A 12,247-nucleotide genomic window follows, 5' to 3' on the forward strand; every position below is an offset into this window, starting at 1 on the left:
CACTCAGGCCGTACTCGCACTCGCCCGCCGCCGAATCAACGTCCTGTGGGCACTCCTGCGTGACAGACGGTGCTACCAACCCGTACCGCCTGCCGCTATCGCGGCTTGACAACGTCATTGGGAGGTCTCCTCATGCTGCTCAGGACTGGGCTATTCGCTGCGAATCTGGAAGCGTGGCCGCCGCGATACGCAGACGGTAGCGGGCAGGCCGACCCGAGTCGGGACCGACTGCCCAGGTACACCGTCCAGTCACGCCAGAGCCCTTGCCAGGGCGATCCAACCACGACACCGTCCGACCACCCGCGGCGACGGGAAACCGGGCGAAGACCAGGTGCTCGACGACTTCGGTGATGAGCAGCGGACAGCCGCCACCGAGAACGCGTTCGGGCTGGCCGCGATGGGCTCGGCGAACGAGGTCTGCGCCGACGTGTGGATTCCCGGGTTCGCCGACGCCCCGGCGGATGCCCGCCCACGCACCGGTGACGGTCCCAGAGCGGTACGCGGCGGTGCCGCCGACGTCTACCCGTGGCAGGGCTGCGACGAATGGCTGCTGCTACTCGCCGCCACCCGGTACGAGCACGCCCAGTTCACCGCGGTCCGCCCGGTCGCACCATTGCCACCCCGCCATTAGCCCCAGCCGCCGGACAAGACAGATGCGCCACGACGCGCAGAGGGATCAGCGCTCGCCACGAACGTCGTCGTGACGTGCTGGGTCCTCCGGCTCACGGCTCTGCCGATGAGCGGATGTTGGCGGACAGCAGCGGTGATCGAGGATATGAGGCATGAGCCACCAGCATCACACCTTTCACAATCCTCCGTCGGCTACGCCAGCCGATGTGCGGACTGCTCTCGATCGCGAAGACATCAGCGCTGCCCTGAATGCCATGGTGGGGTGCGCGTTATACGGCGACGGCGATTGGAAAGAGTCGCAGGATCTCTACCTGGCTCTGCTGGATCACGATGACCACCAGGTGCAGGCGCTCGCCGCCACCTGCCTTGGACACCTGGCAAGGGTCTACCGTCGACTCGACGAGGGGCGCGTCGTCGCCGCCTTGCGTGAACGGCGTGTCCGGCCTCATGTTCGGGGTACTGCCACCGACGCGTTGGAGGACATCGAGCTCTTCTTGCACCCTCAACGTGCGCGCTGGCGTGGACGGCTGTGGCGACTCGCCCGCCCATGGACTTGGTTCTGACGCCGCCGACCAGACGGTCAGCAGACACGAGCGGCCACTGGGCACGGCGTTCCGCTGTACCCGCGCTCCAACCGGTCCTACCGTGGAGAGCTGCCTGCGGTAGGCCTCCCCGATCCGCCGTAAAGATGCACGCGGTTGTCGGCATCATGGTCCGGCTCGCGATGGATGAACCCGTCGGGCTCTACCGCGCTGTTACCGACGTGCACTACCCAATCCTCGTAGAACCAGCTGGGGTTGCAGGCGCACTGAGTGAACGTGAACCGGAAGTTGGCCCGGTAGCGGCCCACCTGCCCCGGCGAGAGTGTGAACAGGCGGGTCGTGCCACGGTCGCGTGGATATGCCGCACGGCCGGGTAGCCGATCAACAATCGTCGTGGAACCCTTAACGGTGAGCCACAAGCCCACGTCGCGGGCTCGCTCTATGCCTCCACTGAGCACCTCGTCGTGGCGCACGTGGCCGGCTGCCTCGTCATAAAGCACCTCGTGGACGGCCACGTCGCACATCGGTAGTGAGGCAGGAAGTCGCACCGGCCGGTTCAGGCCACGGCGGAGATTGGCGTGCTGAGCGCCGCGTGCCGCTGCGCTCCACCGCACCCGCACTCGCTGGACTGTGATCACCGCACAACCATGACTCACAAGCGGCCAGCCTCGCCAGATGTTATCCCGCACATGCCGCCGGGCGTTGGAGTCCGCACCTGCGAGACCGACAGGTCAGCCGATCGCTCGCGCCGATGAGCGATTGCCGTCCAGCTACAGGTGCCCAGTGTCGTTGAAGCTGACCAAGGTCGGCGGTCGGTCGGAATCCCACTGCACGATGGTGATGGCGCAGTTGACCTGGTCAAGGCCAATCCACCGCCACTCCGGGCCGTCAAGCATGTGGCGGACGAACCATCCGATGACGAAGTTGTGCGTGATCAGCAGTTCGTACCGGTCGGTGTCACCGGCGACACCGAAGTGTGCGACGGCAGCTTGCAGGGCCGTAGCGTCTTCGTCGCGTTCGTCGTGGGGCACGCCGTCGAGCCAGGCGTGCCACCGGTCCGGATATCGGCCGCGTTGCCGTGCGGAGGGCACCGGCGTCCGGTCCGCTACGAACTCGCAGCCGTGTCGCGGCACCTGTGGGAGGTGGCCGGCGACGACGTCGGCGGTCTGGCTCGCCCGGGCCAACGGGCTGTGGTGGATCGCCGAGAAAGGCACTGTGCGCAGCCGCTGGCCCAGCCGGTCCGCCTGCTCGCGGCCGAGTTGGGTAAGGCCCCCGTCCAAGGCCGCCGGATCCTGCTCGCCATGGCGGACGAGGTACAGCTGTGTACGAGCCACCGTGGGCCACCTCCCAGGTCCTTGTACGACGAAGAGCACGATAGATCAGCGAGGCACGGGACGATGGGGCCGAGAACACGGCTAGTACTCCAGCCGCACTTGTCTGGTCTAGCGTTTCAGCAGCTCGCGGGGATGATCAGCGTCGGAGTTGTGACTGCCGTGTAGCTGCGGATGTCGATGCTATCCGGTGGACGGGTAAGTGGTCGCACCGTCTGTCTGTTGTGGTTGGTCGTAGGGCGGGCAGGCTGCCGTGCTTGTGTTGATCGATGAGATTGTGGGCTGGCGGGCGGGTCTGGATGATCTGTTGGCGCGGTTCGCGCACCGGTTCGGGCGTGCGGAGCCGCGCCGGCAGGCGCTGGCCTACCTGGTTGGGTTGTTGTCGCCGTTGGCGAGCAAGAACGGCTGGACCTTGGCCGAGGCCGCCGGCGATACCACGCCGAATCGGATGCAGCGGCTGCTCAACCGGTCCGCGTGGGACCCGGACGCTGTTCGTGACGACTTGTTCGCCTACGTGTCCGAGCACCTCGGCCATGACGACGGGGTGTTGATCGTCGACGAGACCGGGTTCCTGAAGAAGGGGATCAAGTCGGCCGGGGTGCAGCGTCAGTACTCCGGGACGGCCGGACGGACGGAGAACTGCCAGCTCGGGGTGTTCCTCGCCTACGCCAGTCCGGCGGGGCGCACGTTGATCGACCGGGAGTTGTATCTGCCTCGTGGCTGGTGCGACAACGCCGCCCGCCGTGAGGAAGCCGGCATCCCAGCCAGCGTCGGGTTCGCTACGAAACCCGCGCTGGGGCTGCGGATGCTCCAACGCGCCATCACCGCCGGAGTGCGAGCTGAATGGGTCACCGCGGACGAGGCATACGGGCAGGACTCGAAGTTCCGGACGTGGCTGCAGCAGCAGCGCATCGGTTACGTCCTGGCCGTGCCCTGCAACCAGCGGATCCCGACCACGGCGGGCAGTTCCCGTCCTGATGTCCTCGCCGCCAGCGCGCCGGCCCTGGCGTGGAAGCGTCGCAGCTGCGGCGACGGCGCCAAAGGACCACGGCTCTACGACTGGGCCGTAGCCTCCCTGCCCGGCACCGTCAACGGATACGGCCACTGGCTGCTGATCCGACGCAGCATCACCGACCCCACCGACCTGGCCTACTACCTGTGCTTCGGCCCCGCCGACACCCTCGACGAGGACCTGATCCGCATCGCCGGGACCCGGTGGGCGATCGAGGAGTGCTTCCAGACCTCCAAGACCGAGGTTGGTCTGGACCACTACCAGGTCCGTCGGTACGACGCCTGGTACCGGCACATAACTCTCGTTCTGTGCGCCCACGCCTACCTCGCCGTCACCGCCGCGCAGGCCAAAAAGGGGGCACCGAATCCGATGACGGCCTCATCCCTCTTACCCTCGGCGAGGTCCGCCGTCTCCTGGCACACCTGATCACCACCAACCGACCCTTCGACCACATACATCGATGGTCACGATGGCGACGCCGACACCAATACCGCGCCAGAACAGCCCACTACCAGCGAAGACTCCAACTCCACCAGGTGCGGCTGGAGTACTAGAACAGCCCACTACCAGCGAAGACTCCAACTCCACCAGGTGCGGCTGGAGTACTAGGTGCACTCGTCTGCCGTACCCCGCGCGGTTGGTGCTCCAGCCGGATGGCAGGGTTCTTGCATGTCGGAGGACAAGATCGGTTGGCTAAGTCGGGAGCTGGCGGTGCCGGGGGTGGCGCTGGCCGTGTACGACTCAGGCGGGCCCGGGCAAGTCATCCTCTTTCTGCATGGGCTTGGTGGATACGCGTTGGAGTGCTCTGCCGTCGCTTCGCGCCTGGGCAACGAGTACCGGGTGGTGAGCCTTGACCAGCGTGGTCATGGATCGAGCACCACGCGTCCGGATGACCTCAGCAGGGTGGCGTTCGTCAGCGACGCCGTGGCCGTGATCGAGAGCCTAGATGTGGGTCCGGTCATGGTGGTCGGCCAGTCCTTCGGAGCCCACACGGCCCTCCTGCTGGCAGCAAGTCGCCCAGAGCTGGTGTCGGCGCTCATCCTCGTCGAGGGAGGCGTGGGCGGCGGCGGACAGGAGGCAACCAACGAGGTCATCGACTGGTTCGCATCGTGGCCGACCCCGTTTGCCGACACGACGGCCGCCGCCACGTATTTCGGCGGGGGGAGGGCAGGTGAAGCCTGGGCGGCAGGACTCGCGCCATCCGCCACGGGACTGGTGCCCCGCTTCGAGCTCGAGGTCCTCGAAGAGGCGATCCATGCAGTCAACGCCGAAGCGCGGTGGGCCAATTGGGCGGCCATCAGCACGCCAACCCTGCTCGTCAAGGGCCAGCGAGGTTTCCTGGAGCAGGCCGAAGCGGACGAGATGCTGGCAACCAACCCGATGGCCGCCATGATCGTCATCGACGGGGCCAGCCATGACGTTCACTTGGACTCGTCCGAACAGCTTGCCGTCGCGATCTCAACATTCGTCGGCGAAATCGAAGCCCGCACCGCTTGATCGACCGCCTTCCGCAGCAGCAGCACCCGTGCGTTTACCGGATTTGCCGCGAGCCGCAGGCCGCGCGCTACGCAGCGTCGCGCCGAGCCGGCCCTGGTTCCGTCTGGACGTGCCGAGACAGTTCGTCTGACCTTGTCGCAGTCATAGGGATGATGAGTCAGTACATCCATCAGCGGATCTTCAAGCGATGGAGGCGCGGCGTGCACACGCGACCGTTCGGATCCTGGAGCATGCAGATCAGCAGGTGGACCCAGCAGCACGACTGGCCGTTATGGGATCAGGGCGGGCGAGCGGATCGATGTGTCGGTCGGGGGCGTGGTGCCCGGCCCGCTCGACATCGCCCCGCTGCCGGCGCCGACCGTCGGCTCGGCAGCGCCGCTCGCTGAGGGTTGGCTCGGGTGGTGGCGGGCGGTACTGGACCTGCCCGCCCGGCGGACCGGGTCGGCCTGGCCCGCTACACGGAACTCGGACCGCCCGACTTCGCCGGCCTAGCCGCCTGGCCGGCGCTGCACGAGGTCGTCGTGCGGCGTTGGTCCGAAGCCGAGGACTGGCACCGCACGCGGAGCCGAGCGGGCATGCTCGCGCACCCGCCCGGCACTGCCGACCACAGCACGTTCGTCGGCGAGATCGAGCGTGCCCTCGGCCGGCGGTCGGCACCGTTCACGCTGGAGTTCATCCTGCTGCCGGTCCGCGACGACAAGGCTCGCCCGATCGACGGGACCCGGTTCCTGGTACCCGAACGCCTCTACGACAGCCCGGCCTGGTTCGACTGGCTCCGCCCCGTCGTTACCCGACTGGTGGCCGGCTGATGATCGAAATGCTCGGCTGCCGTGCTCCCAGAGACTCGATGATCATCACCTTGGTAGGCGCTACGGCATGCGCGGGCCGTGTTCGGTGCACATCTGGCCGTGAAGCGCTCGAAACTGAAGGCGGCCGTGTGCGCCGGCCACCGGTATCCATTTCACGGCAGCGGGCTGGCGGGTTGACTCGCGTTCAATCCAGGTAAAGCCGGTAGCCCTGAGCAACAGGACGAAGACCGCGCGACTCGTAGAACATGTGGGCGTCGGAACGATCGACGTGAGAGAGCAGCTGCACCTTGTAACAACCGGCCGCACGGGCCAGACCGATCAGCGCATCGAACATGCGATTCGCAACTCCTTGGCGGCGGGCAGAGCGAGCGACGACAACGTTCTCCACGAGCATGTACGGCCGCCCGCCACGGGTCAGATTCGGAACGACGATGCTGTCAACAGTGCCGACCGCCGTTCCCTCGCGCAGGGCGATCAGCACGGCACGCCCCGCTTGCCGATGATCTCCTGCCAAGCCTTCGTAGTCTGCTCGTGGGACAGCATCGGATCAGCCGGATGCAGCTCGGCGTACAACGTTCCCAACGCCACCAGATCGTGCTCCGTTGCCTGACGAACGGTGATCGTCACGGCGACACCCTATCGACATCTGAGGCCGGCAGGCAGACGCGCTACCCTACCGCGCAGCATCGGACAAACGAATAGCCACACCCAACTTCGATACCCTGGCCGGCACCACGCCGGCATCCGCACATGCCGCAGATCGGGCTCGACGCAGCGGATTGAGGGGTCGTTCCCTGGTGGCCGCCGGGCTGCCTGAGGCCCCGAAGCCTGGCGGGCCACGGGCGCAGGTCATTGATACAGGTAGCCGGCGACCGCGCGCCCGATCTGCATCCGCTCGTTTGACGACCAGAGCTGATGGCTCGGCCGTGCTTAGTCCTCGAGTGGATCCCAGTGGTTGCTGTAGCGCAGCAGTGATTGGGCCAGGTCGGGGTGAGCGGCCGCCCACACGGTGTCGAACAGGAACCACTGCTGGTACCCGAATGATTGACCACAGTGCATGGCGACTTGGGCAAGATGGTCGTCGACCTCGATGCGCGATGCGTCAGGGCGTCGGCCGTCGACGTACCGGCCCGATGCGATGAGCGCCATGGCTTCGTGGTGGGCGGGGCCGTGCTCGTTGGGCAGGTTGGGCCACGGGTCGGCGTTGAGGTTGAAGCCGGGCCATCTGTTGCACCGCTCCAGCGCCGGCCCGACGGCGTCGTCTTCGGGCGCGACGAGTGCTCGCAAGACCAGCAGCTCAGGCGGCCATGCTGCACCGCTGTCGGGGTCCGCGGTCCGCAGATGTCCGGCCAGTTCCCACAACCCGACCCCCGGGAATACCAGCGGCTGGGAGCAGGCGAGGCTCGCGCCGTCGTAGAACGTGAGGAACACCGCATACGTGCTGGCGTCACCGGTACCGGCGGGCGTAACGACTGCCACCGGCACCTCGGCGACGAACGACGTCACCTCACCTCCCGCGCCAGGCAACGGCCACGACTGGAACAGGTATGCCAACCGGTCGGGGGCGGTCGCGACCACCTCGTCATCGAGGAAGAAATAGGCCAGTTCCACCTCGTCGTCATCGGTCCGTACCCGGAGGCTGTGATCGTCGAGGCGGATGAAGTCCTCGTCACCCTCGACGTACAAGTGCTCATGCAGGAGCTCGCGCAGCTCGCTGGTCGTTGCCGGCCGAGACAGGCCGTGCTTCCGTGCCGCCTCGAAGATCGAATCGAGGCCGTAGACGTCACCGCCCACCTCGTTCTCGACCCAGGACTCCGGATCGTCGCAGTCCCAGCCTCGCCGAAACCAATTCAGCACGGTCTCGTCCGGCAGCCGCCAGACCCGCTTGCTCAACTGGCCCTCGTAGTGGGAGCGATACACGAAATGCACGGCGTGACGGTACTGCAGCCCGGTCACGCAGATGTGGACAGCCGGAACCACTTTCCTGCCGCGGTCAGGGTGCTCGTTGGGCGTCGTCGCTGAGGTTAAGGAACTCTCGAAGACGCTGGCAGAGGCTGCCGATTGCCAGTTGATGATCCTCATCGGTGACCAGGCGGCTTTCGTCTGCCTGGTCGCCGAAGGTCTCGGCCAGGACCAGCGCCCAGAAAGTCAGCGGGCTGTGAAGATGGCGTTCGGACATCCACTGCTGAAAGCCCGCGAGTTCACCGCACCCGCGCGCAAGGTCGAATCCGGTTACAACCGCGAATGCACGGTCGTACCTTGGACGCCCGACGTACATCCCGAGACGGTGCTCGATCATCGAGAGGACTTCAGCCCACGACAGTGCTTCGTCATTCACCGAGCCGTCGCCTTCCCGAGTTCGCTCAGCCACTGGATGCCGAGCCTGTGGCCGTCGGGGAATTGGTCGTCGCGATCCCAACGCCACGTAGTGATCATCGCCAGCATGAGGGTCCGGCAGTCTCGGAGCAGATGATGATCGACGCCCGGGTAGAGGTCTGCGACCTCGTCGGGTGCGTGGGCCAGGTCGAACTCGATGGGCCCCCGGCAGCACGTCTCGAAGTCGATGAAGAGCAGGCCAATCGGGGTCGACAGCAGGTTGCCCGGGTGAGGTTCGCCGTGCAGGAGTTGTTCGGGCCGGCCGCTATCGCTGACCGCTCGGCGCAGGCGGTCCAAGGTGCCGGCGAGAAAGACCCGGTCCGCGTCGGTCAGGTTCGGCGTCCGGTCGTGGTCGGCCACGAGCGTTTGGGCCTCGGAAACCCGGTCCGTGAAGTGCGGGGTGAGCAGATCGACCCGGCGCATTCCGGCGTGCAGACGTTCGAGCGCGCTGGCGTAGTCCGCAGGTGGGATCGCTTGAGTCACCGGCTCGTAGTAGGTCCACAGGGTGACCACGTAGTCGTCCCAGACGAAGACCCTGGGTGCTGCCAGCGCGGCCACCGGGCTCCCGACCTCGAGCAGTCGCTGAGCAATATCTACTTCAAGCTGGGCGCTCTGATGCGCCGCCGGTGCCACCTGCGCCAGCACGTCGCAGGGCTGCAGACGCAGAGTGAGCTTGTTCGAGTTGTGCAGGACAGCGACGTCATCGGCGATCAGACCGAGCGACGAGGCGATCGACATGGCTGCCTGTGTCGCCCGGTGGGCCGCATCCGCCTGCATCGGAGCACCGTAGCTCAGCGCATTCAGCGCAGCAGCCACAATTCTGCCTCCCCTGCGCCAGCCAACGAGAGCGGCGGCGACGGCGACTGCACCCGGAGCTGCCGCGTAGCGCTCGTGATCGAAGGTGGAATCGGCGCGTGCTGGCGGCCGATCGTAGCCGAATAGCGGACGTCGGGCGTCCCGGACGTCGGGGCATGATGTTGGGTGCGGATGATGGCGAAGCCGGAGGCAGTGGAGTGAACGGAGTGCTCACCATCGATGAGCGTCGCGTCGTTGGTTGTGCGCACCAACTTGGGCTCATACTGAGCAGTCAGTGGCCAGATGTAGCCACTCACTTGCTCGCACAAGGGGCGCAGGGGCAAGCGGTCATGGAGCTTGCCGGCCTGTCTCGGATGGCGTCGCCTTGGGCTGGCACCAGGTCAGGTGCACGGATCTGCAGCCGAGCCTGCGCGCTGGCCTCCCGAGCGGCTGTCACCGTCGGTGCTGCTGCTCGGGCATTTCGTCGGCGGTGACGTTCGCGCTGGCGTCGAGGCCGGCGGCGATCTGAGCCGGCAGCGGGTAAGCATGTTCGACAGGCAGGTGAGCTGCTGCCGCCTGTTCGTCGCCGCTATGCAGAAGGTCCCGGATCAGGTGCACCGTGGGGGTGATGTCGGTGATGGCAACGACCCAGTCGTCGACGTACCGGTCGACAGCCTCGCCGGACAATCCAAGCTGAAGCGACCGGTACGGCAGCGCCTTCAGCTGCAGCGATCGCTCCGGATCCCACTGCACTCGGACCGGGCTGGCTTTCAGCTGCCGCGACCAGGTCGCCTTGTCGCCGTGCAGGTCTCGGTCGTAGTGACTCAGGCAAGCTCGCGCCAGCGCCCACTCAAATCCGTCCCGCGTGATGTCGATGGACAGCACGCGCTCTTGCCCGGGCTTGGTGGCCCAGCCGCAGCGATACATCATCCACAGGAACGACGGCTTGATCCACGTCATCCGGTCCCGCTTGAACGGGTCAACGAAACGACCGGCCGCCACTGCTGGCAGCGCAATCTGCGGGGCATACGCCTGGTACACGGTGATGGTGTCGGCCGAGTAGCGGGCGCGGATCTGACGGGCGGGAACGGACACGACGTGATCCTCACCGATCGGGACTCGACTGCTCCACCTAGATTCCACACCCAAGCCAGCGCCAAGCCGAAATGAATCCGTGTCGGCACCCGCATCTGGCCGCCGACAGGGCGCTTCGAGGCAGACATTGCGGTGGACATCGCCGTAGGACCAGCCGGGCTCTCGGGGCTGCCTGCGACAGCCGGTGCTCCGTAGGCATGGCTTCGGTCCCCGGTCTGGCTCTTCCAGGCATGATGGCCGGCCAGCACCTCAGCTACCACGTCGCTGCCGCCCGCCTGCGCCACCTCGGCTTCCCGCTCGGCCAGGCCCGAGTCGAACCCTGCGCCAGCTCGTCCTTGAAGCCCCGGCACCCGCCGTCGCCGAGGCCCTCGGCTTGCACCACACCAGCACCATCCGGCAGGTCGCTAACGCCGGCGGCCGATGGAACCGCTATGTCCCCCGCTCGATCTAGCCGGTCGAAGCGTCGGGTCTAGAGCCCGATCACTGCAGGTGACGACCGAGGCCGCCGGGCTGAGGAACTCGCGCTGCTGCCAGTAGTCCGCCTCGTCGAGGCAGGGACCTGGCCATGGACGAGCCATAGCCTTGTTGATTCCCGGCTTCGCCAATCCGGGACATGTTCGCCAACTTGGAATCGGCCACGCTCGCGTTCAACCCGGACCGCTTCATCAGGTCCAGCGCCTGACCGTCGCCCACGGCGGCGACCTGGTGAATACCTGCCGAATTAGCTAGCTTGCCCTCACCTCATCCGATCCTCGCAGTGGGAGTGGCAGCCCGTGCGGCAAGAGCACAAGACCTTCCAGGCGATCGAGGTCGGCGACGGCGGCGACGGGCGGTGGGCCGCCTACGCCCGAGGCCTGTGGCAGGAGATGGAGGGCCTGCTGACCGAGGAGGGCCGGACTCCGCAGGGCGCGGACCGTGTTCGGGCGCTGTTCCGTGCGCACATGCCGGAACTGGTCCCGGTTCTGGACCGCCTGGCCAGCCAACTCGACCGGCCCGAGGCGGAAGTCTTCCTCACCCACGCGGCACTGCGGCCGTTCTCCCAGGCGTGCACCCAGATCGGCCAGAGCGGCACTCTGCTGCGCAACTACGACCTACAGCCCGATCAGTGCGAAGGGACCATCGTCTCCTCATGCTTCCTGCGCCCCGTGATCGGGATGCAGGACATGCTGTGGGGCTTGCTGGACGGGATGAACGACGCCAGTCTCGCGGTCTCGCTCACCTGGGGCGGACGTTCCGCCTACGGACGCGGCTTCGCCATTCTCATCGTGGTGCGCTACCTGCTGGAGACGTGCGACACCGTCGATGAGGCGGTCGACAGGCTGCGATTTCTACCGGTCGCCGTCCCCCAGAACCTCACCCTTGTCGATCCCACCAAGGCGGTGACGGTGTTCGTGGGACCGGACATGTCACCGACGGCGGCGCCGGACGCCTGCGCCGCCAATCACCAGCACCTGCCGGTGACCGACGAGCAGGAACGGACCATGCGGACGCAGGAGCGGCTGCGCGCCATCCGCGCCGCGGGCGCGGACGTGGCGGCGATGCTAAAGCCGCCGCTATACCAATCCATCGACGAGCAGGGGTCGAGAACGCTCTACACAGCCCACTACCGGCCCGTCGAGGGCCGTGTGACGTACTACTGGCCCAGTGAGTCCTGGCAGCAGTCCTTCGGCGACTTCACACCCGGATCCCGCACCGTGACCTTGGGCCGGACCAGCTGAAGGCTTTCCGGAGCGGTACGCCCGCGACATTTTGGTCGACCTCGGCCTGCTCACTCTGCCCAGAGCCAAAACGAGGATTGATCACCGACCGTAACGGACCCGGTTCCGAACCTGTAGAACTCGCTACAGTCGAATACGCGAGGCTGCCAGTAGGGCACACGTACTGCGCAACCCAACGACCCAGCGCCGACGGGAGCCCAGCACCACCTCACCGTGACCCAACAGCCAGGGCTCGTTGGCCAACAGCCGATCCGAGGCAACCAACACGACTGGCCGAACCAGCCGCCACAGCGGCCCTCAACATGGCCAACAGTCCTGGTCAGACCATATCCGGCCGACACCAGAGCATGATCGTTTCTGTTGGGTGAGTGGGTTACGGTGAGGACTCAATTCTGAGTTTCTCCATCGTGCACCACCCCCCGGGCCTCGGCCCGTCATGGCA

At 66.5% G+C, this 12,247-nt stretch carries 12 protein-coding genes and 2 pseudogenes; 6 read left to right on the forward strand and 8 right to left on the reverse strand.

Features of this window, described 5'->3' with window-relative positions; all coding sequences use genetic code 11:
* Nucleotides 1-295: 295 nt before the first annotated feature.
* Both KBX50_RS32265 and KBX50_RS32270 read left to right on the forward strand, forming a co-directional pair.
* Nucleotides 296-631 (forward strand): annotated as a pseudogene (locus KBX50_RS32265) (hypothetical protein); the annotation flags it as partial.
* A gap of 151 nt (nt 632-782) precedes the next feature.
* Complete coding sequence (locus tag KBX50_RS32270) at nt 783-1,193, forward strand: hypothetical protein (RefSeq protein WP_247674865.1); 411 nt, start codon at nt 783-785, stop codon at nt 1,191-1,193.
* 77 nt (nt 1,194-1,270) lie between these two features.
* Here KBX50_RS32270 and KBX50_RS32275 read toward each other — a convergent pair whose 3' ends face one another.
* A complete protein-coding gene (locus KBX50_RS32275) occupies nt 1,271-1,696 on the reverse strand; it encodes a hypothetical protein (RefSeq protein WP_247674868.1) in 426 nt (141 codons plus the stop codon).
* A 246-nt stretch (nt 1,697-1,942) separates the two neighbouring features.
* Nucleotides 1,943-2,506 (reverse strand): histidine phosphatase family protein, encoded by a 564-nt coding sequence (locus tag KBX50_RS32280; RefSeq protein ID WP_210941624.1) that lies wholly within the window; start codon nt 2,504-2,506, stop codon nt 1,943-1,945.
* 259 nt (nt 2,507-2,765) lie between these two features.
* Here KBX50_RS32280 and KBX50_RS32285 point away from each other — a divergent pair.
* From KBX50_RS32285 to KBX50_RS32295, 3 genes and pseudogenes are all read left to right on the forward strand, one after another.
* A pseudogene (locus tag KBX50_RS32285) lies at nt 2,766-3,887 on the forward strand (IS701 family transposase); the annotation flags it as partial.
* 297 nt (nt 3,888-4,184) lie between these two features.
* Nucleotides 4,185-5,012, forward strand: a complete 828-nt coding sequence (locus KBX50_RS32290; RefSeq protein ID WP_210941625.1) for an alpha/beta fold hydrolase — start codon at nt 4,185-4,187, stop codon at nt 5,010-5,012.
* A 401-nt stretch (nt 5,013-5,413) separates the two neighbouring features.
* Nucleotides 5,414-5,821 (forward strand): hypothetical protein, encoded by a 408-nt coding sequence (locus KBX50_RS32295; RefSeq protein ID WP_210941626.1) that lies wholly within the window; start codon nt 5,414-5,416, stop codon nt 5,819-5,821.
* Nucleotides 5,822-6,005: 184 nt separating this feature from the next.
* Here the strand turns inward: KBX50_RS32295 and KBX50_RS32300 are convergent, their stop codons facing one another.
* The 6 genes from KBX50_RS32300 to KBX50_RS32325 all read right to left on the reverse strand — a co-directional run bounded on the left by KBX50_RS32300 (nt 6,006) and on the right by KBX50_RS32325 (nt 10,087).
* The gene (locus KBX50_RS32300) at nt 6,006-6,302 is read right to left on the reverse strand and encodes an N-acetyltransferase (RefSeq protein WP_210941627.1); all 297 of its coding nucleotides are present in this window, start codon (nt 6,300-6,302) and stop codon (nt 6,006-6,008) included.
* Nucleotides 6,296-6,448 carry a hypothetical protein gene (locus tag KBX50_RS32305; protein WP_210941628.1) on the reverse strand — a complete coding sequence of 51 codons (153 nt, stop codon included), beginning with the start codon at nt 6,446-6,448 and terminating at the stop codon, nt 6,296-6,298. Before KBX50_RS32305 ends, KBX50_RS32300 begins: the two co-directional genes overlap by 7 nt.
* Before the next feature lie 303 nt (nt 6,449-6,751).
* Nucleotides 6,752-7,903, reverse strand: coding sequence for a hypothetical protein (locus tag KBX50_RS32310; RefSeq protein WP_247674866.1), 1,152 nt, complete (start codon nt 7,901-7,903; stop codon nt 6,752-6,754).
* The gene (locus tag KBX50_RS32315; RefSeq protein WP_307871141.1) at nt 7,815-8,159 is read right to left on the reverse strand and encodes a hypothetical protein; all 345 of its coding nucleotides are present in this window, start codon (nt 8,157-8,159) and stop codon (nt 7,815-7,817) included. The genes KBX50_RS32310 and KBX50_RS32315 overlap by 89 nt, the downstream gene beginning before the upstream one ends.
* Nucleotides 8,156-9,013 (reverse strand): phosphotransferase, encoded by an 858-nt coding sequence (locus tag KBX50_RS32320; protein WP_307871142.1) that lies wholly within the window; start codon nt 9,011-9,013, stop codon nt 8,156-8,158. The genes KBX50_RS32315 and KBX50_RS32320 overlap by 4 nt, the downstream gene beginning before the upstream one ends.
* Nucleotides 9,014-9,445: 432 nt before the next feature.
* A complete protein-coding gene (locus KBX50_RS32325; RefSeq protein ID WP_210941629.1) occupies nt 9,446-10,087 on the reverse strand; it encodes a DUF4291 domain-containing protein in 642 nt (213 codons plus the stop codon).
* Between the two features lie 773 nt (nt 10,088-10,860).
* Here KBX50_RS32325 and KBX50_RS32330 point away from each other — a divergent pair.
* Nucleotides 10,861-11,805: a C45 family peptidase gene (locus KBX50_RS32330; RefSeq protein ID WP_210941630.1), complete on the forward strand. Its 945-nt coding sequence runs from the start codon at nt 10,861-10,863 to the stop codon at nt 11,803-11,805.
* Nucleotides 11,806-12,247: the final 442 nt, after the last annotated feature.

This window comes from Micromonospora sp. C51 (genome assembly GCF_018070435.1).
Taxonomy (GTDB): domain Bacteria; phylum Actinomycetota; class Actinomycetes; order Mycobacteriales; family Micromonosporaceae; genus Micromonospora; species Micromonospora sediminimaris.

What these genes read in the sequence shown, in the direction of transcription:
- KBX50_RS32290 (WP_210941625.1), top strand. Translation starts at nt 4,185, where the DNA reads ATGTCGGAGGACAAGATCGGTTGGCTAAGTCGGGAGCTGGCGGTGCCG.
- KBX50_RS32270 (WP_247674865.1), top strand. Translation starts at nt 783, where the DNA reads ATGAGCCACCAGCATCACACCTTTCACAATCCTCCGTCGGCTACGCCA.
- KBX50_RS32275 (WP_247674868.1), bottom strand. Translation starts at nt 1,696, where the DNA reads ATGTGCGACGTGGCCGTCCACGAGGTGCTTTATGACGAGGCAGCCGGC.
- KBX50_RS32310 (WP_247674866.1), bottom strand. Translation starts at nt 7,903, where the DNA reads ATGAGGATCATCAACTGGCAATCGGCAGCCTCTGCCAGCGTCTTCGAG.